The organism is Methanohalophilus euhalobius (genome assembly GCF_900215215.1).
Classification (GTDB): Archaea; Halobacteriota; Methanosarcinia; order Methanosarcinales; family Methanosarcinaceae; genus Methanohalophilus; species Methanohalophilus euhalobius.
Genome location: NZ_OBDR01000014.1, coordinates 1 through 26,248, shown reverse-complemented (window position 1 = coordinate 26,248; position 26,248 = coordinate 1). Strand labels below are relative to the sequence as shown.

Below are 26,248 nucleotides of genomic sequence, written 5' to 3'. Positions count from 1 at the left end.
TTATGGATATTATTGAAATTACAAGAGATTATGTGTCAGATGTACTCTCCGATGAACCCGGTAGCCATGATATGGGTCACGTGGAGCGGGTCGAATCCCTTTGCATGTATATAGGGGAAAAGGAAGGGGGAAATCCTGATGTATTGAGGCTTGCTGCCCTATTGCATGATGTGGGTGTTGTTCGCGAACATGAGGAAGGCGGTGATCATGCATTGTATGGTGCTGAAATCGCAGGTTCTTATCTGGCTGACAAAGAAGTTGATGAAAAGACCATTGAACATATTGTATCCTGCATACGTACTCACAGATTCAGCCGGGGTATGGTTCCCGAATCAATCGAAGGGCAAATTTTACAGGATGCGGATAGGATTGATGCCCTGGGTGCGGTAGGTATTTTCAGGTCACTGGTTTCAATGGGGGCTTTGCGAGGCTTAAAACATGCCAATGGTAATGTGAAGGAAAGTTCCATGAATGCCTATGCACAAAATCCTTTTGAAGGTTTTGAAGAATATATGGAAAGGAAGCCTTTTAAGATAATGGATCGTCTGAACACACATACTTCCAGGGATATTGCAACAGAGAGGCTGAAAATTATGGAAACTTTCCTTGAACAGCTCAAAAAGGAAGTTTATTGATATTGGAGGGGTTTTATGGTTGATATTTTGATCAAGAACGGTCACGTCCTTACTATGGATCCTGATTCAGGAGATCTCAAAAAAGGGGAGGTTGCCATTGAAAATGGCAGGATTGTCTATGTGGGGCTCTCTTATAATGGCAAGGCAGACAAAATAATAGATGCAAGCGGTTCGGTGGTCATGCCCGGTCTGGTAAATACCCATAATCATGCAGGAATGACACTTTTAAGGGGTTATGCCGATGATCTGCCCCTTGCAGAATGGCTTGAGGATTATATCTGGCCTGTGGAAGAAAAATTGGGGCCGGAAGAAATCTATGCAGGGGTTAGGCTGGCATGCCTGGAGATGATAAAATCCGGAACAACCACCTTTGCTGACATGTATATTCATGAGCAGGCAGCTGCTCGTGCAGTTGAGGATTGTGGTATGCGTGCAGCCCTTTCCTATGGTATGATTGATTTTGGAGATCCTCAAAGGGCAGCATCTTCCCTGTTAAAAGGCAGGAATTTTGTAAAGGATTTCAATGGTGCAGCCAATGGGCGCATATCTGCTATGTATGGTCCACATGCCCCTCATACCTGCTCTCAGCAATTCCTGCGGGATGTGCGTAAGCAGGCTCGCAAGGATGGTGTAAAAGTTCATATCCATGTGCTTGAAACCGAAGCTGAACTGAACCAGATGAAAGAGAAGTATGGCAAGTGTTCGGTCAACATGCTTCATGACATTGGTTTTTTTGACAGTGATGTACTTGCTGCTCATTGTATCTGGCTTTCAGAGGGAGATATGGACATTTTGGCTGAAATGGGAGTTCATGTGAGTCATGATCCAGTGAGTAATATGAAAATGGCAGCAGGGATCGCACCGGTGCCAAAGCTGCTTGAAAAGGGTGTGAATGTATCCCTGAGTACGGATGGATGTGCTTCAAACAATAATCTTGATATGTTCGGGGTAATGAAAATGGCCGCCCTTCTTCATAAAGTTGACAGTATGGACCTAACTGTCATTGATGCCCGGAAAGTGCTTGAGATGGCCACTGTAAACGGGGCAAAGGCACTTGGAATTGAGGCCGGTATGATCAAGGAAGGCTACTATGCCGATTTGATTGTTGTGGATATGAAACGTCCGCATCTCACTCCATTGTATGATATCGATTCGCATCTTGTATATTCGGCTCTTGGTAGTGATGTCACAACAGTGTTGGTGGATGGAAAAGTGCTCATGGAAAACGGTCAGGTTCTATGTATGAATGAATATGAGATAATGGTGGAAGCTTCTAAAGCTGCGAAAAAGACTGACAGTCAGCATCTGATTGATGTTCTGGGTTTGCAGGATTATTCAGATGATCAGTAATTTTATCCACTATATAACTTTTAATATTGAACGTCTGTGGCTACAATCAGGTGGCTCTCTTTCAATACCTACTCGCAATATTTGGCTAGAGATCCATAAAAACAGATTCTATTTATTATTTTTGAAGTGAAATATATATCTGCTTTCTTATATTCTGTAAAAATAATTTAAAAACCTTCAATTTGGAAACACATATATAGTATGGCGTAGTATGTGATGTCAATCAATTACGATTAAAATTATGGTGGAATTATTATGTTCGTGGTAAACAATGATTTCCATTGATCCTCGAACTTCCCACTATATTATGCTATAGGGATGTTACAGTGTGGAATTATCCATTCTTGACATTTGATTGCGAATTCAAATCTAAATGTATGTCCGTTCATCCGGGCCTTTAACGTATCCGTTCAATCGGACCTTATAACGTATCCGTTCAATCGGACCCTTAGCGTATCCGTTCAATCGGACCCTTAGTGTATCCGTTCAATCGGACCCTTAGTGTATCCGTTCAATCGGACCTTTAAGATAAAACAGGAGTGTGAAAATGAGCAAACTCAAATATGACCACGTATTTACTTCAGAAGCAGTCGGGGCAGGGCATCCAGATAAGATATGTGATCAGGTGTCTGATGCAGTTCTGGATGCATGTCTGGAAGTTGATCCTGACAGTCGTGTGGCATGTGAAACACTTGTAGCCCATGACCTTGTGGTAAATGCAGGTGAAATTACCTGTAAAGGTATGGAACAGATTGATACAGAGAGTATAGCACGTGAAGTTGTTCGTGATATAGGGTATGATCATAAGGACCTTCTTTTCTGGGACAAATCCTTTGAATACATCTCAAAAATCCACGAACAATCCCCTGATATTTCTATGGGAGTTACCGAGGGCACTGGGTTATATGAAGAACAGGGTGCAGGGGACCAGGGTATGATGTTTGGTTATGCTACCAATGAAACAGATGAATATATGCCTGCTCCAATTGCATTTAGCCACAGGTTACTCCGGTATCTGGATTCTATCCGTAAGGAAGGTAGGGTGTCCTACTTAAGACCGGATGCCAAATCACAGGTTTCAGTGAAATATGTAAATGGAAAACCAGACCACATAACAGCTGTAGTTATATCACAGCAGACTGACGACATCCCACTTGAAACAATTCGTAATGACATGGTAGGATTTATCAATGAAGTCCTTGAGCCAACCGGCATGTTGAGGTCAGACACCGAGTATTACATAAACCCAACAGGCGGATTCGTTCTAGGAGGTCCCTATGCAGATGCAGGACTTACCGGACGTAAGATAATTGTGGATACTTATGGAGGAGTGGGCAGCCATGGTGGGGGAGCTTTCTCGGGTAAAGATCCTTCCAAGGTTGATCGCTCAGCAGCATACTATGCAAGATATGTCGCCAAAAACATAGTTGCAGCAGGTCTTGCTGATAAATGTGAAATCCAGGTGGCCTATGCCATTGGTGTCGCAAAGCCTCTCAGTATCAATGTTGATACCTATGGTACAGGTGTAGTAGAAGATCAGGAAATCCAGAATGTACTGGAATCCGGTGAAATATTTGATTTCAGACCGGCAGCCCTGATAGAAGATCTGAATTTACTGCATCCTAAAGGGTGGTCATACAGGCAGGCATCTTCTTATGGCCATTTTGGCAGGAATATTTTCCCCTGGGAACAGCTTGACAAGGTGGATAGCCTCAAAGGAAAATTCAATCTCAACGTAGTGAAATGATTTTTAATTATTGGTGAAAACATGGTTACAAATAAGGATTATAAAGTTAAGGATATTGGACTTGCTGACGCAGGTCGCAAGCAGTTAGATATAGCTGAACAGGAAATGCCGGGTCTTATGGCCACACGTGAAAAGTACGGGCCTATGAAACCACTTAAAGGAGCACGTATAAGTGGCAGTCTTCACATGACTGTTCAAACTGCAGTACTTATTGAAACACTGGTTGAACTCGGTGCAGATGTGCGCTGGGCGTCATGTAATATTTTCTCGACCCAGGATGAAGCAGCAGCTGCAATAGCAGAAACAGGTGTTCCGGTTTTTGCATGGAAGGGTGAAACACTTGATGATTACTGGTGGTGCACCAAACAGGCATTGACCTGGCCAGATGGTAAAGGCCCCAATCTCATTGTGGATGATGGTGGAGATGCCACCCTGATGATGCATCGTGGGTATGCAGTAGAAGATGATCCTTCAATCCTTGATGAACCTACAGACAACAAGGAACTTATAGCCCAGAACGAAGTGCTTAGAAAATCCCTGAAGGAAGATCCTCAATTCTGGCATAAAGCGGTTGCTGATTGGAAGGGTGTGTCCGAGGAAACAACCACCGGTGTGCACAGATTGTATCACTGGGAAAGGAAGGGAGATCTTCTTGCACCTGCTATAAATGTCAATGACTCTGTAACCAAAAGTAAATTCGATAATGTTTACGGATGCAGGGAATCTCTTGTGGATGCCATTAAACGTGGTACTGATGTGATGATTGCAGGTAAGGTCGCAGTAGTCTGTGGCTATGGTGATGTCGGTAAAGGCTCAGCAGCAGCACTTGCCAATCACAAAGCAAGAGTGATTATTACAGAAACCGATCCAATCTGCGCACTGCAGGCATTGATGGAAGGATACTCTGTTATGACTGTTGAGGATGCACTACCCTACGGGGATATTTACGTGACCACAACAGGAAACTGTGATGTCCTCACAACCGAACACATGTCTAACATGAAAGACCAGGCAATCGTCTGTAATATAGGCCATTTTGATAATGAGATTCAGGTTGATGCACTTAACAAGATGGATAATGTGAAAAAGGTCAACATCAAGCCACAGGTAGATGAATACCAGTTCCCGGATGGGCATTCTATATATGTGCTGGCAGAAGGCAGGCTTGTCAATCTGGGTCTTGCAACAGGTCACCCGAGTTTTGTCATGTCCAACAGTTTCACAAACCAGACACTTGCACAGATCGATCTCTGGGAGACCCCAAAGGAAGTGGGTGTTTATCGATTGTCAAAAGTGCTGGATGAAGAGGTCGCAAGGTTGCACCTTGAAAAACTGGGTGCTAAATTGACCAAGATGTCACAGGAACAGGCTGAATACATCGGTTTCCCTGTTGAAGGGCCGTACAAACCAGAACACTACCGGTACTAAATAATTAAGTTATGGATGTTTTGATGAGGGCTGCCAGGGTGGGAGTCCTTATTTTATTTCACTTAATTCATTCTGTATTCATGAATGCATGAGCCAGGCGAATAGCAACAATCGACTGTATTTGTAAATATACTACATAAATAACAATAGGAGGATCTACATGAACCAATATGAAAAACAGGATTTTGGAGAGAATCCAATAGAAGTAAGGGAATCTGACCATTATGAGGAAGAGTATGTTCCTGGATTTGTTGATAAATGGGACGAACTCATCGATTGGGAAAGCCGTGCCAAGAGCGAAGGGGACACTATCATAAACATCCTGAAAGAAAGGGGTGTTAAGAAAGTACTCGATGTGGCAACAGGCACCGGTTTTAACTCTGTTCGTTTACTTGAGGCAGGTTTTGATGTCGTAAGTGCAGATGGCAGTGCAGAAATGCTTGTCAAGGCCTTTGATAATGCCCGTGATCATGGGTATTTGATGAGGACCGTTCAGGCTGATTGGAGATGGATGAATAAAGATATCCATGACAAATTCGATGCTGTTATATGTCTGGGTAATTCATTTACACACCTTTTCGATGAAGACGACCGCAGAAAAGCTCTGGCTGAGTTTTATACGCTGTTGAAACATGATGGTGTATTGCTTCTTGACCAGCGTAACTATGATGCCATACTGGATGATGGTTATTCCAGTAAACATGCCCATTATTACTGTGGTGATACTGTATCAGTCTATCCGGAACATGTTGATGAAGGGCTTGCCCGCTTCAAATATGAATTCTCGGATGGTTCTGTCTACAATCTCAATATGTTCCCCTTGAGAAAAGATTACACCAGGCAACTTCTGCATGAAGTTGGTTTCCAGAAAATAAACACCTTAGGGGATTTCCAAGAGACCTACAAAGAGGATGAGCCTGATTTCTTCCTCCATGTTGCAGAAAAAAATTAAAAAATATGGGAAGATGAATTCAACATGTCTGAAAACCAAAAAACCGCAGTAGATAAAGCACAGGAATACTACAACAGCGATGACGCCGACAATTTTTACTTTACCATTTGGGGCGGCGAGGATATCCATGTTGGTCTCTATAATTCAGAAGATGAACCAATATTTGACGCCAGTCGACGTACAATTGAAAGGATGGCATCAAAAATAAGCAATCTGGATAAGGATAGTAAGATTCTGGATATCGGAGCTGGTTATGGTGGAGCTGCCAGGTATCTGGCCAAAAAATATGGATGTCAGGTAGTTGCTCTTAATTTGAGTGAAGTAGAAAATGAACGCGACCGAAAAATGAATGAAGATCAGGGTCTTGACCATCTTATAACAGTTGTTGATGGTAGCTTTGAAGAAATTCCCTATCCCGATTTCTCTTTCGATGTAGTGTGGTCCCAGGATGCAATCCTTCATAGTGGTAATCGTGAACAGGTTCTCAAAGAAGTTGCCCGTGTGCTGAAAAGTGGCGGAGATTTTGTATTTACTGATCCGATGCAGACTGACGATTGTCCGGAAGGGGTCTTGCAACCAATACTGGACCGTATCCATCTGGAATCTCTCGGTTCACCCGGTTTTTATCGGGAATCTGCCAAAAAGTATGGTATGAAGGAAATTGAATTTGAGGAACATGCTTCCCAGCTGCCGACTCATTATGGAAGAGTGTTGAAAGAAACTGAAAGCCAGGAAGATGAGCTCTCCAGGGTAGTCAGTCAGAACTACATCAATAATATGAAACAGGGTCTCAATCACTGGGTACACGGTGGTAATAACGGATATCTTACCTGGGGTATATTCCACTTACGTAAAAAATAATTGGAATAATTACCTTTTTTTATTTTCATATGGATGGTCTATAATTCAAACTAGAATCATAATTTAGGAGTACATATAAATGGACAAAGCTTTAATTTGTGGATCTTTTGCTTTTGATAATATCATGGTTTTTAATGACCAGTTCAAGAATCATATTTTGCCGGATAAAGTGCATATATTAAATGTGTCATTCCTTGTACCTGAACTGCGTCGTGAGTTTGGAGGTTGTGCGGGAAACATAGCCTATAATCTCAAGTTACTAGGTGGTAATCCCCTCCCGATGGGGACGGTTGGTACAGATTTTGAGGATTATGCAAAATGGATGGATGAGAAGGGTATCAACCGGGAACATGTGAATGTGGTTGATGGCACATTTACAGCACAGGCTTTCATTACAACAGATATGGATGACAACCAGATAACTGCCTTCCATCCCGGGGCAATGAACTATTCTCATAATTATTCAGTACTTGATGTAAATGATCCTGCGGTGGGCATTGTATCACCGGATGGCAGGGAGGGTATGATTCAGCACGCACGGGAATTTGTGAGTGCGGGTATACCTTTCATCTTTGACCCCGGTCAGGGCCTGCCTATGTTTGATGGTGATGAATTGATGGAATTCATAGAGCAGGCTACCTGGTTGACAGTTAACGACTATGAGTGGCAATTGATTCAAGAGAGGACTGGCAAGAGTCAGGAGGAGATATCTGCAAAGCTCAAAGCTCTTATAGTTACAAAAGGTCCGGAAGGTTCATTGATCTATAAAGACGGGGAGGTAATCCAGATTCCTGCTGCCAAACCAGCTGCTTTGCAGGATCCCACGGGTTGTGGGGACGCATATCGTGCTGGCTTGCTCTATGGTCTAACAAATGACCTGGATTGGGAAACCACAGGACGGATTGCATCTTTGATGGGTGCTATAAAAATTGAACACCAGGGTACCCAGAACCATCACTTTAAGCTAGCAGATTTCAAGAGACGTTTCAAGGAAGCCTTCGGTACGGTCTTTTAAACAAAATCGGACTAATTTCAGGTGGAAGAAGTTCTGGTCTATTACACCATAATTTCTTCTTATTTTGTTTATTTGGAGCTATTTGTATTTGTATTGATGGGGTTGCTTATGTTGCAATTACACATGCAAATGATTTGGGAATTTTGGGGTTATTTGCATTTTTGGTTAATTTACAAGTGCGGGTTGCAATATTGCAACCTGTCGTGACGTCTATGGTTGCATTAATAAGGTTTAAGTATTTTACAGACAAAGTATATTCATTCATCAGTTTTTGTTTTTCCCAAATATTGTCGGTGTTTCCTTTGTGTGGGATTAGAAATTGTAAATAGTTTTTCTATAGAATCATTATCAAATGAGGTATTGTATGATCGATGAGGGACTTATTGAATCTGGTGAACAAAAGATCGAGTGGGCCAGGAATCATATGCCTGTTCTTTCTATAATCAGGAAGGAATTCGAAGAAGAAAAACCTCTGAAAGGTCACAGGATAGCAATGGCACTTCATGTAGAGGCAAAGACCGCCGTATTGGTAGAAACCCTTGCTGCAGGAGGCGCCGAGATTGCTATTACCGGTTGCAATCCTCTGAGTACGCAGAATGATGTGGCTATGGCTCTGGATACGAAGGATAATATCGATTGTTTTGCAAAATATGATTGTTCCAGCAAGGAATATTACGGCTCTATTGACAGAGTACTTGATATTGATCCGGATATAACCATCGATGACGGTGCGGACCTGATTTTTAAGCTTCATACGGAAAGGACCGAACTCCTTGATTCAATACAGGGTGGGTGTGAGGAAACTACCACAGGAATCCATCGTCTCAAGGCAATGGAAGCGGAAGGAGCCCTGAGGATGCCGGTAATTGCCGTAAATGACGCTATGACCAAATTCCTTTTTGATAACCGTTATGGTACGGGGCAATCTTCCTGGGATGCGATCATGAGGACTACCAACCTGTTAGTGGCGGGTAAGACCGTTGTCATTGGTGGCTATGGCTGGTGTGGTCGTGGTGCTGCGATGCGGGCTTCAGGTCTGGGTGCAAATCTCATTGTGACGGAAGTGGATCCAATACGTGCTCTTGAAGCAAAAATGGATGGCTTCAGGGTCATGCCTATGCAAAAAGCCGCTCTTTATGGTGATATCTTTGTGATGACTACTGGGAACACTGATGTACTGAACAGGGATCATTTTGAGTTGATGAAAGATGGTGCAATACTTGCCAATTCCGGGCACTTCAATGTGGAAATAAATCTGGAAGATCTTGTTGCATTGTCTTCTTCAGTAAGGGATGTCAGGAAAAATATCAAAGAATATACGGTAGGCGGTAAACACATTAATGTTCTTGCCGATGGCAGGTTGGTAAATCTTGCTGCAGGCGATGGTCATCCGGCTGAAGTGATGGATATGAGTTTTGCGAACCAGGCCCAATGTGCGCGTTATATTGCCGAGAATAAACTCGACATAGGGGTGCATGCGGTACCTTATGATCTGGATGTGCGTGTGGCCAGGCTGAAACTGGAATCTCTTGGTGTCGAAATAGACTCATATTCCCCCAAACAGGCAGAATATATGGGTGGCTGGGAATGTGGAACATGAGCAATTAACTTTGTAAAGTCGGAAAATAATGATATAAATATCTTGTTTGTAGTGGTGTGCTACTGCTTCCTTTGTTGCCGGAATTGCGGTTCACTTTTAATGTTTTGGAGACATTTGATTTTCTGAAAACACATCCTTACAATAAACCTTATATACAATGCCACTCATGTATTGGCGCTGCCTAAGGGTGGCATAAATGGTGTATGCAGCAAATATTGTGGGCTCGTAGCTTAGTCAGGCAGAGCGTCTGGCTTTTAACCAGACGGTCTAGGGTTCAAATCCCTACGAGCCCGCCACAAAATTATGGGAAACATTTACCTGCAGATTTTTTAGGAGGATATTATTTGAGTAAGTTCAGCCTGCTTGATCATGAATTCATTCCCCGTCATGAAATTATTGATGAGGATGAAATAAAATCTGTTCTTAAAGAGTATAATATTGGTAGGGAACAGCTACCTAAAATCAAGATAGAAGATCCTGTTATTAAAGAAATTGGTGCTGAAGTGGGAGACGTAGTAAAAATTACCCGCAAAAGCCAGACTGCAGGAGAGGCCCCCTATTATCGGTATGTAATTGAATGACATGCATGACTAATATTCGCCGGGTTTATGTCCCGTTCATTGATTTTGTTCTCACGCTTACATTCGCATGCGCTACGTTGTTTGCCTGAATATTCTATATTAACTTAAAAGAAGGTGCTAGCATCGCTTTGGATACCAGTTTTCTGTCGGAAGCCTATTTCACAAGGGATAAAATCGTACAACACCACATCGATTCATATAACAAGTTCTTAAACAGCGGTCTTCAGAAAGTTATCGATGAACAACATCTCATCGAAACTGACATTGAGGATATATACGTCAAGTTAGGCCGCATCAGAGTTGAGAAACCGGTTGTCAAGGAGGCGGATGGTGCAATTGAAAACCTCTACCCCAATGAGGCCAGACTTCGAAACCTTTCTTATTCTGCTCCTCTTTTCCTCGAAATGTCCGTGGTCAAAGGTGGAGAAGAATCCGAACCAAGGGAAGCCAAAATTGGGCAACTACCGGTTATGATCAAATCCGAGATCTGTAATCTTGTTGGAATCGATGATGAGGAAATGATCGAACACGGCGAGGATCCGCTTGATCCAGGAGGCTACTTTATCGTTAATGGTACCGAAAGGGTAGTTATGACCCTTGAGGATCTTGCACCCAACAAGATACTGGCCGAAATCGGAGAGCGTTACGGGGATCGCATAGAAGTTGCAAAGGTTTTCTCCCAGCGCAGAGGTTACAGGGCACTTGTGGTGGTTGAAAGAGGCAGGAAAGCCCTGCTGGAAGTTTCTTTCCCCTCCATCTCCGGAAGGATTAATTTCATCACTCTTCTCAGGGCTCTTGGTATTGAAACAGATGAAGATGTCGTCAAGACGGTTTCAACAGATCCGGAAATAATGAAGTTCATGTTCGAAAACCTCGAAGAATCGGAAGTAGATACAGTAGAAGAAGCGATTGAGAAGATTGGTATGAAGGTGGCCTCCGGCCAGGCAAGCGAGTATCAGGTCAAGAGGGCAAATTATGTTATCGACAGGTATCTGCTTCCTCATCTAGGTAATGAACCGGAGGACAGGATTGCAAAAGCCCATTTCCTGGGTCGCATGGCCGAATCATGTTTTGAACTGGCTCTTGACCGTCGTAGTGCGGATGATAAGGATCACTATTCCAACAAGCGCCTGAAACTAACGGGTGACTTGCTGGAAGATCTCTTCAGGGTGGCTTTCAACCGCCTGACACGTGATGTCAAATACCAGCTTGAAAGAGCAAATATGAGGAACAGGGAATTGAATGTTTCCACATTGGTTAGGGCAGATGTCCTTACCGACCGTCTCCAGCATCCACTTGCAACAGGTAATTGGGTTGGAGGAAGGAGTGGGGTATCCCAGTTGCTTGATCGTACTGATTATATTTCTACACTTTCCCACCTCAGGCGAGTAATATCTCCTCTCTCCAGGGCACAACCTCACTTTGAAGCCCGTGATCTGCACTCTACTCAGTGGGGCAGATTGTGTCCTTCAGAAACACCAGAAGGTCCCAACTGTGGTTTGGTGAAAAATTTTGCCCAGATGGTGGAACTATCCACAGGGGTGGATGATTTCGATAAAGTGAAAAATGTGCTTTATGGACTTGGTGTGGCACCGGCGCAGCTTCATGTGCCTGAAAAGATCCTTAAGTATTCCAATGAGATAGGAATTGATGCAGAGGAATATGAAATGCCAGTAGATGATTTGATAAAATCCCCTGGTTATCAGGATATTACTGATGATAGTGGTAAGAACCCTCTTGGTAAAGAGGGGGTGATTCTTGGTGACTGATGCTAAAGTATTCCTGAATGGTGAATTTATAGGCACACATCCAGATCCTGTCAACCTTGTGGAAGATATTCGCAAGCAGAGAAGGGCCGGTATGCTTTCCAGACAGGTGAATGTGGCTCTTTATGAGGATATTCATGAAGTAATCATCAATTCCGATATAGGAAGGGCAAGAAGGGCACTTGTAGTAGTGGAAAATGGCTTGCCTCTTGTAACTGAAGATCATATTGATAAGCTCAAAAGCGGAGATTTGACGAGTGCAGATCTCATCAGGCAGGGTCGTATTGAATATCTGGATGCCGAAGAAGAAGAAAATTCATATGTGGCTCTCTATGAGAGTGACATCACTCCCAAACACACACACCTTGAAATAGATCCCTCTCTGATTCTGGGTATCTGTGCAGGTATGGTCCCTTATCCGGAACATAATGCATCCCCCAGGATTACTATGGGTTCGGCTATGATCAAACAATGTATTGGTGTGTCCACTTCCAACCTGAAACTCAGGCCTGATACTCGTGCACACGTGTTACATTACCCCCAGAAAGCACTCACACGTACGCAGACATGTGAATCAATTAACTTTGATGAAAGGCCTGCGGGTCAGAACTTCGTTGTGGCTGTAATGTCCTATGAAGGTTATAATATTGAAGATGCACTGGTTTTTAACAAAGGGTCCATTGAAAGAGGCTTGGGTAGGAGCCACTTCCTCAGGACTTTTGAGGGCGAAGAACGTCGTTATCCCGGTGGGCAGGAAGATAAATTTGAGATTCCCGATTCGGAATTCAGGGGTGCACGTAGTGCGGAAGCCTATGCGAACCTGGATGTTGACGGGCTTGTCAATCCGGAGACCACAGTTGGGCCTAATTCAGTATTGATCGGTAAGACCAGTCCTCCGCGTTTCCTTGAAGAACAAACGGATTTCGGTATCACCGTAGAACAGAGAAGGGAAAGTGCAATCACCATGCGCTCCAATGAAAAAGGTGTGGTTGATACTGTTCTGCTTACTGAATCCATTAACGGTACCAGGCTCACCAAGGTAAAGGTCAGGGATCAAAGGATTCCTGAGATTGGTGACAAGTTTGCTTCAAGGCACGGTCAGAAAGGAGTAATCGGACTTATAGTTCCATATCACGATATGCCCTTCACAGAATCCGGAATGGTTCCGGATCTGGTAATCAATCCTCATGCAATCCCTTCACGTATGACAGTTGCACATGTTCTGGAAATGATCGGTGGTAAGGTAGGATCTGTAGAAGGAAGACGTATCAATGCAACTGCCTTTTCCGGAGAAAAGGAAGATGACCTGCGTGCAGGCTTACAGAAGCATGGATTTTCACACACAGGTAAAGAGGTCTTCTATGATGGTGTGACCGGTAAAAAGGTCCAGGCCGATATCTTTGTTGGTGTTATACTTTATCAGAAGCTACACCACATGGTAGCATCCAAGATGCATGCAAGGTCCCGTGGTCCAATTCAGGTTCTCACACGCCAGCCAACCGAAGGACGTGCCCGTGAAGGTGGTCTGCGATTTGGTGAGATGGAAAGGGATGTACTTATTGGTCATGGTGCAGCGATGACCCTTAAGGAAAGGTTGCTTGATGAATCTGATAAGGTTGAAGAGCTTGTCTGTAGTAATTGTGGCATGATCGCGACCTTTGACCGCAGGCGTAATGTGAGGTACTGTTCAAACTGTGGATCAGAAACGGACATCCACCGTGTAGAAATGAGCTATGCATTCAAACTTTTGCTGGATGAAATCAAATCCCTTGGAGTAGCTCCGAGGCTCAGACTTGATGATGCTGTGTGATGGTGATATCAATGGATAATACTATACCCTCTATTCCCCAGAGAATTGGTGCAATCAGATTCGGTCTCCTGTCTCCACGGGAAATCCGTAAAATGAGTGTTACTTCTATTATTACTGCTGACACATATGACGACGATGGTTATCCAATTGACATGGGTTTAATGGACCTTAGACTGGGTGTTATAGATCCGGGTTTGAGGTGTAAGACCTGTGGAGGCAGGGCCGGTGAATGTCCGGGCCACTTCGGTCATATTGAACTTGTGGCACCGGTACTACACGTAGGATTTAATAAGGTAATAAGAAAAATACTACGTTCAACCTGTCGTAACTGCAGCCATCTTCTTCTTGAGGACAAACAGAAGAAGGCCTATCTTAATCAGTTTGCCAAACTGGATGTAATGAGTCATCTGCCTGATGATCTGATTAATAATGTATTCAAAGAAGCACGAAAGACCAAGATTTGCCCATATTGTGGTGAAGAGCAACTTGAGATAAAATTCGAAAAACCCTCGGATTACATAGAGAATGATTACAAGTTGACACCGACTGAAATCCGTGATCGTCTTGAACATATCCCGGATGATGACCTAAAGGTCATGGGTATGGATCCTGTTTCTGCAAGACCTGAATGGATGGTTCTTACAGTGCTCGCAGTTCCTCCTGTAACAGTTCGTCCTTCTATTACTCTGGAATCAGGTCAGCGTAGTGAAGATGATCTAACTCACAAACTTGTGGATATTATTCGTATAAACCAGCGTTTTCAGGAAAATCGTGATGCAGGTGCACCACAACTTATAATCGAGGATCTCTGGGAACTGTTGCAGTATCACCTTACTACGTTCTTTGACAACGAAGTTTCAGGCGTTCCTCCGGCAAGACACAGGTCTGGTCGTCCCCTAAAGACTCTTACACAGCGTCTTAAAGGAAAGGAAGGTCGTTTCAGGGGAAGTCTTTCCGGTAAACGTGTGAATTTCTCTGCACGTACGGTTGTGTCTCCGGATCCCAACCTTAGTATCAATGAGGTGGGTGTACCCTACGCAATTGCCAGGCAAATGACAATTCCTGTAAGGGTTATCTCCAGAAACCTTGAAATGATGCGTGCATATGTTGCAAGAGGGGGAGAAACTCATCCCGGTGCTAATTATGTATTCCGTGAAGATGGTCGCAGACTCAAGATCACCGAAGCCAACAAAGAAGAACTTGCTGAAAAACTCGAACCTGGCTGGACAGTTGAAAGGCAGATGCAGGATGGGGACATTGTTCTCTTTAACAGGCAGCCTTCTCTTCACAAAATGAGTATAATGGCACATAAGGTCAAGGTTTTGCCAAATAAGACGTTCAAACTTAATCCATCTGTCTGTCCTCCTTACAATGCGGACTTTGACGGCGATGAAATGAATATGCACGTTCTGCAGACGGAAGAATCCCGCGCGGAAGCAAGCATTTTGATGCAGGTTCAGGAAAACATCCTGTCTCCTCGTTTTGGCGGTCCTATCATAGGTGGTATTCATGACCATATTTCAGGTATGTTCCTGCTGACGCGTAATGAAAAGATGATCAGTAAGAACGATGCTCTGGAACTTTTACGTAAATCAGAAGTACGTGAGCTTCCGGAGCCTGCAGGTTATAATGATGCAGGAGATCCTTTCTGGACAGGTAAACAGATTTTCAGCCAGATTCTTCCAAATGATCTCAATCTTGAATTTAAAGCCAATGTATGTTTCAAGTGTGATGTATGCAAGGGCAGGGATTGTGAGTATGATTCTTATGTGGTGGTTGAAAATGGTGAACTGGTGGCCGGAACAATCGATGAGAAAGCAATCGGTGCCTTTAAGGGCAAGATACTTGACTCCATTGTGAAAAGATATGGTTCAACCGAGGCTGCTCAGTTTGTGGACGATATGACTCGGCTTGCGATTCGTGGTGTGATGCGTACCGGCCTTAGTTTTGGTATCAGTGATGAGGACATTCCTCGTGAAGCAAGACTGAATATCGATGAGGAACTTGAACGGGCTGAAAACGAAGTTGCAGAACTTATTCAAGCTTATGAAGCAAAAGAACTTGAACCCCTCCCGGGCCGAACTCTCGCTGAAACCATCGAGCTTAAGATCATGCAGTCTCTGGGTAAGGCGAGGGACCATGCAGGTACCATTGCAGGAAACCATCTGGGACTGGAAAATTCTGCTGTGATCATGGCAAAATCCGGTGCACGTGGTTCTATGCTGAACCTGACACAGATGGCAGCCTGTGTGGGTCAGCAGGCTGTGCGTGGTGAGCGTATCAGGAGAGGCTATGAAGGACGTACACTGCCACACTTTGATAGAGGTGACCTTGGTGCTGATGCACATGGTTTCGTAAAGTCCAGCTATAAGAGTGGCTTAAACCCTACGGAATACTTCTTCCATGCAGTGGGAGGTAGGGAAGGTCTTGTTGATACTGCGGTGCGTACATCCCAGTCCGGTTATCTTCAGCGTCGTCTTGTAAACGCTCTTCAGGACCTCGAAGTACAATATGATCGATCCGTACGTGAGACACGTGGTGTTATTGTACAATTCAAGTACGGAGAGGATGGTATAGATTCTACCAAGAGCGATTACAACAGTAAGGATACGGTACATAACATAGTAAGTTCTGTTACTGGTAAGGAGGTGAAATAAATGGTACTTCAGGAAGCAACAATTGAAGGTATGGTCAAAGACTTACCTCTTCCCAGTGATGTAAAGCAGACTCTTATTAGTGATTCGGTTAAGGCGAGTGTAAATAAGAAGCAGATGGAGGAAATTATTGAAAAACTCCTGGAAACTTATGATAAATCCTGCGTGGAACCCTGTGAAGCTGTAGGTGTTATTTCTGCACAGTCGATCGGTGAGCCAGGTACACAGATGACAATGCGTACTTTCCACTATGCTGGTGTGGCTGAGATCAATGTTACACTGGGTTTGCCCAGGTTGATTGAGATTGTTGATGCACGTAAACGTCCCAGTACACCAATGATGACCGTCCATCTTGACAATGAGTATCTCGAAGACAGGGAGTTTGCAAACAAGATTGCCTGGATGATTGAAGCTACGCATGTTGAGCACCTTGCCGATGTCACTACTGATCTTTCTAACATGCAGCTTGTTATTGATTTGAATGAAAAGGCCATGAATAAAAGGGAAGTAGGTATTGAATCGGTAATGGAAAAACTTGAGCATGGTCTTGGTGTTTCCGTTGTTCAGGCCAGTGAAGTTTCCAACCAGCTTCTTATAAAACTGAAAGAACCCTCCTATCGTGAGCTATTACAGCTTGCAAAGAAGATCAATACCATTACATTGAAGGGTATTGATGGCATCAAGAGAGTAGTTGTCAGAAAAGAGGATGGTGAATACAGGCTCTATACAGAAGGTTCCGAACTCAAGAAAGTCCTTGAAATTGATGGTATAGATCCCACAAGGACAAGCACCAATAACATTGGGGAGATCTATGAGGTCTTTGGTATCGAAGCTGCAAGAAATGCAATAATCAAAGAGGCTACAGATACCCTGCGTGAACAGGGTCTTGAAGTTGATGTGAGGCATATTATGTTGGTGGCGGATATAATGTCCTGTGACGGTGAAGTAAAACAGATAGGTCGTCATGGAATATCCGGTGAAAAAGCCAGTGTGTTTGCACGTGCGGCTTTCGAAGTAACCGTAAATCATTTGCTTGATGCAGGTTTGCGTGGAGAGGTTGATGAATTGAGTGGTGTTACTGAGAATATTATTGTCGGCCAGCCAATCAAACTCGGAACAGGAGATGTTCATCTCGTTTCCAGAAATCCTCTACAGGGATGAAACTGTAACCAGAAACTAGATATAAGGAATCAGGTATTAAAGTACCAATCTTAAATTCAAAAGGGTTGATCTATATGGATATTAATGTTGATAAGGCATTGCTTAAAGTCATTAGGACAGGAAATGTTGTGGTCGGGGCAAACAGGACCATTGATGTAGCTACAAACGGAGATGCAAAAATGGTAGTAGTTTCTGCAAACTGCCCGGCATACATCAGGGAAAAAATCGAGGAAACAGATTTACCAGTACTGAAATACGCAGGTTCAAGTATGGATCTTGGCACTGTTTGTGGTAAACCGTACACTATCACCACCATGGCAATCGTTGATGCTGGTGAATCTGATATTATAGGATTAGTTTAAAATAGAGGGTGTTTTATTTTTGAGTGATATCAAACTTTCAACAGATGCTATCAGATATATAGCCCTGTTTGAAAGTATGACCGGGGCATCCATTAAGGATTGTCTTATAGACGATGATCGAATTATCTGCGTGGTCAACAATGGCGATATGGGTGCTGCAATCGGGAAGCATGGAGATAATATTAACCGCTTCAAAAAAGCAGTCGACAAGCAGGTGGATTTAATAGAGTATTCCGATGATCCGGTAACCTTCATCAAGAACGTATTTGGCACAATTCCTACAGAATCTGTAGAAATCAGCGATAAGAACGATAAAAAGGTTGCCTATGTTGAGGTTTCCAGTATGAATAAAGGTCTGGCCATCGGGAAAAGCGGTCGAAATATTGATAAGATAAAACGGATTGTAAACCGTCATCATGATATCGAAGATTTAATATTACAATAATCCGGGTTTCAAATATTTAACTCATCTATTGGAGGATACTAAATGACAAATGGAAAATATGCAGCTCATAAACTTAAAGCGGCACGTAAAAATGCAAGGTGGAAAGATACTCGCTACAGCAGGCGAACCCTTGGACTGAATGTAAAGTCTGATCCTTTATCAGGAGCTCCTCAGGGGCGCGGTATTGTGCTGGAAAAGGTAGGTATTGAAGCCAAACAGCCCAACTCTGCTATCAGGAAATGTGTAAGGATTCAATTGATCAAGAACGGTAGGCAGGCAACTGCTTTCTGTCCCGGGGACGGTGCCATCAATTTCATTGATGAACATGACGAAATAACAGTGGAAAGAATTGGTGGACGCATGGGTGGTGCAAAGGGTGATATTCCCGGTGTGCGCTTTAAGGTCACAGCTGTTAATAACGTCAGTTTGAACGAGATGGTCATCGGCAAAAAGGAGAAGCCAAGGAGATAATTCTTATGAATAAATTATTCGGTAAATGGGATATGACTGAGGTTGAAGTGGCCGACCCCGGTCTCAGAAGGTATGTGAATGTCGATCCAATTGCAATTCCCAATACAGGCGGCAGGCACGCAAGACAGCAGTTCAATAAGTCCGATCTTTCAATTGTTGAAAGACTTATTACCAATCTGATGCGTGGAGAGGAGAATACAGGTAAGAAGCAGTGCACAATGACTGCTGTAAAGGAAGCTTTTGATATTATCCATTCCAAAACGGACAAAAATCCTGTTCAGGTACTTGTTGAGGCAATTTCCCATACTGGTCCAAGGGAAGAGGTAGTACGCCTTAAATACGGTGGAATCTCTGTACCAAAAGCGGTGGATACCGCACCTCAGAGAAGAGTTGATTCTGCACTGAGGTATATTGCTATGGGTACCAAGCAGACATCTTTCAAATCCAAACGTTCATTTGCCAGCTGTCTTGCGACAGAACTTATCGCAGCATCAAACGGGGATGCAAAGTGCTTCTCTGTGAACAGGAAAGATGCAAAAGAAAGGGTTGCAAAGGCTGCACGTTAATCTTGTATTATAGTGAATTACTGCGTAGGTTGTAGTTATGGGACGAAGGAAAAAAATGGTAGAGCGTGTAAAAGCGCTTATGAGTAATCCCGATATGATCCGAAATATCGGTATTGTAGCACACATCGATCATGGTAAAACCACTTTATCAGATAATCTTCTGGCAGGTGCAGGGATGATTTCTCAGGACCTTGCCGGAAGGCAACTTTTCATGGACTCTGATGAGGAAGAACAGGAAAGAGGTATTACCATTGATTCAGCTAACGTTTCAATGGTGCACGAATATGATAACAATGAATACCTCATTAACCTCATAGACACCCCCGGTCACGTTGACTTCGGTGGCGATGTTACACGTGCCATGCGTGCAGTGGATGGTGCTGTTGTTGTAATAGATGCTGTTGAAGGCACAATGCCACAGACTGAGACTGTTCTGAGACAGGCACTTAAGGAACACGTAAGACCTGTACTTTTCATTAACAAAGTTGATCGTCTGATCAATGAACTTCAGGAAGGCGGACAGGAAATGCAGATGCGTCTCGGGAAGCTTATTGATCTTGTTAACAAACTCATCAAAGGTATGAATGAGGAACGTTATAAGGCCGGCTGGAAAATCGATGCTGCAGGCGGTACTGTTGCATTCGGTTCAGCTCTTTATAACTGGGCAATCAGTGTTCCAATGATGCAGAAGACCGGTGTAAGTTTCAATGACGTTTATGAATACTGCCGCAATGAAGATATGAAGACACTTGCTGAAAAATGTCCTCTCCATGAAGCAGTCAACGATATGGTAATCAGGCACCTTCCAAGTCCGATCGAGGCACAGGAAGGGCGTGTCGGTGCCATCTGGCATGGCGATAAAACCTCTGAAATAGGCAAGGCTATGAAAGACGCCGATGCAAATGGAGATCTTGCTTTCATGGTTACCGATATTGCAATGGACCCGCATGCAGGTGAAGTTGCTACAGGAAGACTCTTCAGTGGCTCTTTAACCAGAGGTATGGAGGTTAACGTTTCAGGAACAACCGCCAAAAACAGGATTCAGCAGGTCGGTGTGTTTATGGGTCCTGAAAGGCTGGAAGTGGAAAAGATTCCTGCAGGCAATATTGCCGCTGTGACGGGTCTCAAGGATGCTATTGTAGGTTCTACTGTCACCACCCTGGAAGATATGGTGCCATTTGAAAGCATCCAGCATGCAAGTGAACCTGTAGTAACAGTGGCTGTTGAAGCCAAACATATGAAGGATCTTCCAAAATTGGTAGAGGTCTTGCGTCAGGTAGCTAAAGAGGATCCAACTCTTCAAATAAAACTTGACGAAGAAACCGGTGAGCATCTTCTTGCAGGAATGGGTGAGTTACACCTTGAAGTCATAGGTCACAGGATTGAACGTGATAAGGGTGTAGAAATCACTACCACCCCTCCAATCGTTGTTTACCGTGAATCTGTAAAATCTCATGCAGGTCCTGTTGAAGGAAAGTCCCCTAACAGGCATAACAGGTTCTATATCGAGATTGAGCCACTTGACCCTGAAATCATCAAGCTTATCAAGGACGGCGAAATCAACATGAGGATGCCTGAACTTGAAAGAAGGGAACTGCTTATGAATGCCGGTATGAGCAAGGAAGAGGCCAAAGGCCTTGTAGATATTTATGAAAGCAATATCTTCCTTGACATGACCAAGGGTATTCAGTACCTGAACGAAACAATGGAATTAATTCTTGAAGGTTTCACAGAGGTTATGAAAGAAGGTCCTCTTGCCAGGGAACCATGCATGGGTGTAAAAGTCAAACTCATGGATGCCAAGCTCCACGAAGATGCTGTCCACCGTGGTCCTGCACAGGTAATTCCTGCATCAAGACAGGCTATCCAGGCGGCAATGCTTCTGGCAGGAGATGTTCTCTTCGAACCGTACCAGAAAGTATTTATCCAGGTGCCACAGGAACAGATGGGCGGCGCAACCAAAGAAATACAGGGTCGTCGCGGAATCATATTGAACATGACATCTGAAGGTGACACTACAGTGATCGAATCCAAGGCTCCGGTATCAGAACTTTTTGGATTTGCAGGTGACATACGTTCTGCAACCGAAGGACGTGCCATGTGGAGTACTGAATTTGCAGGATTTGAGTCTCTGCCTGCCAATATGGTTACAGAGATAGTTAATGAGATAAGAGAAAGGAAAGGTCTCAAGGCAGGCGTCCCGCAGCCTGAAGATTTCCTTAGTATGTGAGGAGGGAATCCCCTTCTTACTTTCTAATGTCGTTAGAAAGATTTAAACCTATTAACGACTATTACAGACAAAAAACCCTATAATAACATCAAATTAGAAGGAGAATCGATATATGGCAGACAAACCACATATGAACTTAGCAGTTATCGGTCACATCGACCACGGAAAGTCCACCCTTGTCGGTAGGCTCATGTACGAAACCGGTGCTATCCCACAGCACGTTATCGACAAATTCAGGGAAGAAGCAAAAGAGAAAGGAAAAGAATCCTTTGCCTTCGCATGGGTAATGGACTCTCTCAAAGAAGAACGTGAGAGGGGTATCACTATTGATATCGCCCACAAGAGGTTTGACACCGACAAGTACTACTTTACAATCGTGGATTGTCCAGGTCACCGTGACTTCGTTAAGAACATGATCACCGGTGCATCCCAGGCAGATGCCGCAGTCCTTGTGGTAGCAGCAACAGACGGTGTAATGGCACAGACAAAGGAACACGTTTTCCTTTCCAGGACCCTCGGTATCAACCAGCTCATTATCGCTGTCAATAAGATGGATGCAACTGACTACAGTGAGGACAAGTACAACCAGGTCAAAAAGGACGTATCCGAACTTCTGGGTATGGTTGGTTTCAAGGCTGCAGATGTCCCATTCATTCCAACCTCTGCCTTTGAAGGTGACAATGTATCTAAGAACAGTTCCAATACTCCATGGTACAATGGTCCAACTATCCTCGAGTGCCTGAACAGTCTGAAACTTCCAGAAGCTCCAGACGATCTGCCTCTCCGTGTACCTGTACAGGATGCATACACAATTTCCGGTATCGGTACAGTACCTGTAGGTCGTGTAGAAACCGGTGTAATGAAGAAAGGCCAGATGGTCACATTCATGCCAAGTGGAGCAAGCGGTGAAGTAAAGTCTATTGAGATGCACCACGAAGAAGCAAACGAAGCCAGACCCGGTGACAATATCGGATGGAACGTCAGGGGTGTCGGTAAAGCCGATGTCAGGCGTGGGGATGTCTGTGGTGAATCCAAGAATCCACCAACAGTCGCTGATGAATTCACAGGTCAGGTTGTTGTTCTGCAACATCCATCCGCAATCACAATCGGTTACACACCTGTATTCCACTGCCACACGACCCAGACTGCCTGTACACTGATGTCCATTGACAAGAAACTGGATCCAAAATCCGGTCAGGTCAAAGAAGAAAATCCAACCTTCATTAAGGCTGGTGACGCAGCAATCATAACAGTCAAGCCAACAAGGCCAATGGTCATTGAACCTGTCAAGGAAATCCCACAGCTCGGAAGGTTCGCTATCCGTGATATGGGTATGACCATCGCTGCCGGTATGTGCATGAGTGTTAAAGAGAAAAAGTAAACACTCAATTTTACCCTTTTTAGGGGGAATGAATAATGGCACAGAAAGCAAGAATAAGACTGTCGGGAATAGATCCGGTAAACCTGGACGGTGTCTGCGATCAGGTAAAATCCATCGCTGAACGCACAGGTGTAAGTATAGCCGGGCCTGTCCCGCTGCCCACCAAAAAAATGGTGGTACCAGCACGCAAAAGCCCAAGTGGTGACGGAACCGCTTCCTGGGATCACTGGGAAATGCGTGTGCACAAACGCCTGATCGACATAGCTGCAGATGAGCGTGCTCTCAGACAGCTAATGCGCATTCAGGTGCCTAAGGACATCAATATTGAAATCGTTCTTCAGAATTGAGGGAAATTTCCCTCTCTTTCTTTTGTTTTTAATTAATTGCTAATTCTCTATTCCTGCACATTTTCACACCGTTAATTATATTTATTAAATTTACTTCTTATCCTGAGTGATCTATATGTCAGAAGAAATAGAGGATGAAACCGAAGGTAAGGTCTATAGTGCATTAAAAGAAAGCGGAAAACCTATGCGATCCGGTGAAGTTGCCGAAGCTACAGATATTGATAAGAAAGTGGTCAGCAAGACAATAACCAAACTTAAGAAAAAAGGACTTGTATGTTCCCCTAAAAGGTGTTATTACTCTGTGTCTGAGGAATGATTGCTTTCCCAAGCATAAGTGAAGGCCATTTGTACTTGTACTGTCCGACCAGAAATCTCACTTCTTTGTCAGGATAAACTATATATCCATCTTTACTCAATAAAAGCAAATCTGGTGGGCCTGTAGTGTAGAGGATATCACTTTAGCCTCCGGAGCTTAGAACCCGGGTTCGATTCCCGGCAGGTCCTTAAAAAAGAGATGCCTGTTTTTACAGGCCGTACAGTTCACACAGGGCATTCTTTATTTTCTTAAAGAGATGAATCCTGTAGACATCTGTATTCTTGATGTCAAATATGACTACTCCCTGAGTATGCCATGAGACGTTTTCAATCAGGCCCAATTCATCCATTTCATCCACAAAGAACCTGGCCTTGCTGTAATTGAGGTTATTTCTCCAGTCCCCCACCTGCATCTTAGATTCGCCACTTTTTTCAAGTTCGAGTTCTTCCAGACCAAACTTGTATATTTCAAACCATTGAATATCTTCCTTTGTGGCTTTGATTCTTCCCTTCTTGGTATCCTCATTGAGCATTTTAATAATCAGGTCTATATCAGAAGGTGTTATTGTGCAATCATTGATTTTATTCAGATAAAGGTCAATTTCTTCCATATTGTTACCTCGTTCTCTTTTTTTTCTTTATGTGAGGTTTGTATTTTATGCAGTATAAGTATTTCTTAACTCAATCAGGGAAAAGCACATAAATCTTACTGTTTGAAACCCTATTTGGCTTCTGGGTGACAAATCCGCCTTTTTACTTTAGTTGTTCATATTATAAATGCTGAGTATATCTTATTTACAATTATCTAATATAAATAATAGTTACTAAAAACCAAAATTAGTTCACAATAATAATTTAATGATTCGTCGATACAAAGGTATTACTCGCTTTGGAGTGCCATGTTTATACTAGTTGAACTTTAGTCTAGAGCAAAAGTGCCATTGTTTAATTCACAAAAAGAACATACTAAAAACACGCATTCACAAAATCTAGAATATAATCATAAAAACTAAAATAGAAGTTATTTAAATATAAAATAATAATTATATCGAGAAATTTTTACAAAATGATATATATTATAACCTCATTTCCTTTGAAAGATGGAGTTCAGATCAACTTCGAAATATCAACTGAACTCCATGTGCCCAAAGGCCTTTTTGACAAGCTTTGTAAATATTTAAGCTTTACTTGACAAGGTTTTTGGAGTAAAGAAACAAAGGAAACAAAATGTTAGTACAAAAAATTGAACTGAAAAAACTACTATTGATGATGGTAGTTGCGAGCATGCTGCTTGTTCCACTTGCAGGAGCATCCAGTGCCCCAGACGACATCTCAGAAAATGGAAAACATCCAGAATTAAATGCTCTTCTTCATGATATACCAGCAATAAAAGCTGTAGATTTAGAAGCAACCGAAAATGTTGATCATAGATTCAGAGCTTATGGAAAAATTCCTGAATTGAAAACTGGTCCAGAAGTGTATGAATGGGTAAACAATCTAGATCAGATTAGAACCAACATAAACAAAAATAAAGAACTCTCTGATTATTTCTATCCAAACGGTCCACTGATTGCCTATGGTACAGATGCTGATGGATATGTTACTGTAATGCTTTACAAGGATTATCCTAACATAAAAGAAGAAGACATTGCGGGAATAACAAAAATCATTCGAAACAATGCAGGAAAAGTAGGCATAAAAGATGTACCAATCATTTTTACACTTGATGAACAAATAAAACCTGCCACTGGCGACTGGCCAGCTTTGCCTTCATATTCTTTAAAATACCGCCCTATTATAGGAGGTATTGCAATGACAACAACCAATGGAACTATTGGACAGGTTGGAACCGTTGGATTTGCTGCAGAAAGAGACTCTGACAACCAGAAAGGATACGTCACCGCTGGACATGTTAGTTTCTGGTCTTCAGGAATACAGACATACCAGCCTCTTCCAGGAGTTGGTAACGAGTCAGGAACTTCTTCCCTTATTGGAAGTGACTCCGATGTTGCATTCGTTCCTTACGATAATGTGGTTGGAAAGATTCACGTAGGAGGAGGCTACACTATTGATGTAGATGGATATTACTCAGGTGGTATAACATCCATGTACTTGCAAAGATCAGGTTGTGTGAGCGGTGTAGAACTTGGTGACTATGAGGCAGTTTTAACTGGAGTAACTATTCTTGGACATTACATGGACAAAGTTAAAGTTATGGATAATGAATGTCAACAGGGAGACAGTGGTGGACCAGTATACTACACATACTATGGTCGCAACAAGGTTGTAGGCATCATCTCTGCATATGGAACCCGACTTTGACAGTCAAAAGTAATAATAGTGTTCTTAGCTTTGCTGTATTCGGTAAAAATGCAATCAAAACTAAGAACGTATGAGATTATTCCTAACAAGAATATATGCTTTCCTATCGGAACCGTCCTGGCTGTAAACCAACTTTACGAAATTCTAGATCTTCCTTCAGTTTTTGGTAAACACAAAAAGAATGGAATTGACATCAACAACCTGCTCAAAGCTCTTGTAAGTTACAAACTGACGGATAATTTCAGCATA

Annotated in this window: 23 protein-coding genes, 2 tRNA genes and 1 pseudogene; 25 read left to right on the top strand and 1 reads right to left on the bottom strand. The window is 43.1% G+C overall.

What is annotated here, in order from left to right:
• The first annotated feature begins 2 nt into the window (after positions 1 to 2).
• The 23 genes from CP947_RS09440 (at position 3) to CP947_RS09330 (ending at position 23,866) form a co-directional block, all read left to right on the top strand.
• The gene (locus CP947_RS09440) at positions 3 to 635 is read left to right on the top strand and encodes an HD domain-containing protein (RefSeq protein WP_096712947.1); all 633 of its coding nucleotides are present in this window, start codon (positions 3 to 5) and stop codon (positions 633 to 635) included.
• A 15-nt stretch (positions 636 to 650) separates the two neighbouring features.
• On the top strand, positions 651 to 1,985 hold the full coding sequence (locus CP947_RS09435) for an amidohydrolase family protein (protein ID WP_096712946.1): 1,335 nt from the start codon (positions 651 to 653) through the stop codon (positions 1,983 to 1,985).
• Between the two features lie 547 nt (positions 1,986 to 2,532).
• Positions 2,533 to 3,732 carry a methionine adenosyltransferase gene (metK, locus tag CP947_RS09430; protein ID WP_096712945.1) on the top strand — a complete coding sequence of 400 codons (1,200 nt, stop codon included), beginning with the start codon at positions 2,533 to 2,535 and terminating at the stop codon, positions 3,730 to 3,732.
• 21 nt (positions 3,733 to 3,753) lie between these two features.
• The gene (gene ahcY, locus CP947_RS09425; RefSeq protein ID WP_096712944.1) at positions 3,754 to 5,160 is read left to right on the top strand and encodes an adenosylhomocysteinase; all 1,407 of its coding nucleotides are present in this window, start codon (positions 3,754 to 3,756) and stop codon (positions 5,158 to 5,160) included.
• A 160-nt stretch (positions 5,161 to 5,320) separates the two neighbouring features.
• Entirely contained in the window at positions 5,321 to 6,112 is a 792-nt protein-coding gene (locus CP947_RS09420) for a glycine/sarcosine N-methyltransferase (RefSeq protein ID WP_096712943.1), read from the top strand.
• Positions 6,113 to 6,136: 24 nt separating this feature from the next.
• Positions 6,137 to 6,973, top strand: coding sequence for a class I SAM-dependent methyltransferase (locus CP947_RS09415; protein WP_096712942.1), 837 nt, complete (start codon positions 6,137 to 6,139; stop codon positions 6,971 to 6,973).
• Positions 6,974 to 7,052: 79 nt separating this feature from the next.
• Positions 7,053 to 7,988, top strand: coding sequence for a carbohydrate kinase family protein (locus CP947_RS09410; protein WP_096712941.1), 936 nt, complete (start codon positions 7,053 to 7,055; stop codon positions 7,986 to 7,988).
• Between the two features lie 364 nt (positions 7,989 to 8,352).
• Entirely contained in the window at positions 8,353 to 9,588 is a 1,236-nt protein-coding gene (locus CP947_RS09405) for an adenosylhomocysteinase (protein ID WP_096712940.1), read from the top strand.
• Between the two features lie 219 nt (positions 9,589 to 9,807).
• Positions 9,808 to 9,884, top strand: a tRNA-Lys gene (locus CP947_RS09400).
• A gap of 48 nt (positions 9,885 to 9,932) precedes the next feature.
• Entirely contained in the window at positions 9,933 to 10,169 is a 237-nt protein-coding gene (locus tag CP947_RS09395; RefSeq protein ID WP_072359276.1) for a DNA-directed RNA polymerase subunit H, read from the top strand.
• 128 nt (positions 10,170 to 10,297) lie between these two features.
• Entirely contained in the window at positions 10,298 to 11,938 is a 1,641-nt protein-coding gene (locus CP947_RS09390) for a DNA-directed RNA polymerase subunit B'' (protein ID WP_096712939.1), read from the top strand.
• Positions 11,931 to 13,745, top strand: a complete 1,815-nt coding sequence (gene rpoB / locus CP947_RS09385; RefSeq protein ID WP_096712968.1) for a DNA-directed RNA polymerase subunit B — start codon at positions 11,931 to 11,933, stop codon at positions 13,743 to 13,745. The genes CP947_RS09390 and rpoB overlap by 8 nt, the downstream gene beginning before the upstream one ends.
• Before the next feature lie 11 nt (positions 13,746 to 13,756).
• Entirely contained in the window at positions 13,757 to 16,402 is a 2,646-nt protein-coding gene (locus CP947_RS09380) for a DNA-directed RNA polymerase subunit A' (RefSeq protein WP_096712967.1), read from the top strand.
• Entirely contained in the window at positions 16,403 to 17,560 is a 1,158-nt protein-coding gene (gene rpoA2 / locus CP947_RS09375) for a DNA-directed RNA polymerase subunit A'' (protein ID WP_096712938.1), read from the top strand.
• Between the two features lie 74 nt (positions 17,561 to 17,634).
• The gene (locus CP947_RS09370) at positions 17,635 to 17,922 is read left to right on the top strand and encodes a 50S ribosomal protein L30e (RefSeq protein ID WP_096712937.1); all 288 of its coding nucleotides are present in this window, start codon (positions 17,635 to 17,637) and stop codon (positions 17,920 to 17,922) included.
• Between the two features lie 19 nt (positions 17,923 to 17,941).
• Complete coding sequence (locus tag CP947_RS09365) at positions 17,942 to 18,367, top strand: NusA-like transcription termination signal-binding factor (RefSeq protein WP_096712936.1); 426 nt, start codon at positions 17,942 to 17,944, stop codon at positions 18,365 to 18,367.
• Positions 18,368 to 18,409: 42 nt separating this feature from the next.
• Entirely contained in the window at positions 18,410 to 18,838 is a 429-nt protein-coding gene (locus tag CP947_RS09360; protein ID WP_072359284.1) for a 30S ribosomal protein S12, read from the top strand.
• A 5-nt stretch (positions 18,839 to 18,843) separates the two neighbouring features.
• Positions 18,844 to 19,404 (top strand): 30S ribosomal protein S7, encoded by a 561-nt coding sequence (locus CP947_RS09355; RefSeq protein ID WP_373420710.1) that lies wholly within the window; start codon positions 18,844 to 18,846, stop codon positions 19,402 to 19,404.
• A gap of 37 nt (positions 19,405 to 19,441) precedes the next feature.
• Entirely contained in the window at positions 19,442 to 21,634 is a 2,193-nt protein-coding gene (locus CP947_RS09350) for an elongation factor EF-2 (protein ID WP_096712934.1), read from the top strand.
• Positions 21,635 to 21,746: 112 nt separating this feature from the next.
• Positions 21,747 to 23,015, top strand: a complete 1,269-nt coding sequence (tuf, locus tag CP947_RS09345; RefSeq protein ID WP_096712933.1) for a translation elongation factor EF-1 subunit alpha — start codon at positions 21,747 to 21,749, stop codon at positions 23,013 to 23,015.
• Between the two features lie 35 nt (positions 23,016 to 23,050).
• Positions 23,051 to 23,362: a 30S ribosomal protein S10 gene (gene rpsJ, locus CP947_RS09340; protein WP_096712932.1), complete on the top strand. Its 312-nt coding sequence runs from the start codon at positions 23,051 to 23,053 to the stop codon at positions 23,360 to 23,362.
• A 115-nt stretch (positions 23,363 to 23,477) separates the two neighbouring features.
• Positions 23,478 to 23,678: a helix-turn-helix domain-containing protein gene (locus CP947_RS09335; protein ID WP_096712931.1), complete on the top strand. Its 201-nt coding sequence runs from the start codon at positions 23,478 to 23,480 to the stop codon at positions 23,676 to 23,678.
• A gap of 116 nt (positions 23,679 to 23,794) precedes the next feature.
• Positions 23,795 to 23,866 (top strand) — tRNA-Arg (locus CP947_RS09330).
• A gap of 20 nt (positions 23,867 to 23,886) precedes the next feature.
• On the opposite strand, the gene CP947_RS09325 is transcribed toward CP947_RS09330, so the two are convergent.
• Complete coding sequence (locus CP947_RS09325; protein ID WP_096712930.1) at positions 23,887 to 24,288, bottom strand: hypothetical protein; 402 nt, start codon at positions 24,286 to 24,288, stop codon at positions 23,887 to 23,889.
• Between the two features lie 616 nt (positions 24,289 to 24,904).
• Between CP947_RS09325 and CP947_RS09320 the strand changes: the two genes are divergently transcribed.
• Together CP947_RS09320 and CP947_RS09315 are read left to right on the top strand one after the other, a co-directional pair.
• Positions 24,905 to 25,999, top strand: a complete 1,095-nt coding sequence (locus tag CP947_RS09320) for a chymotrypsin family serine protease (protein ID WP_096712929.1) — start codon at positions 24,905 to 24,907, stop codon at positions 25,997 to 25,999.
• A gap of 48 nt (positions 26,000 to 26,047) precedes the next feature.
• Positions 26,048 to 26,248 (top strand): annotated as a pseudogene (locus tag CP947_RS09315) (IS1634 family transposase); the annotation flags it as partial.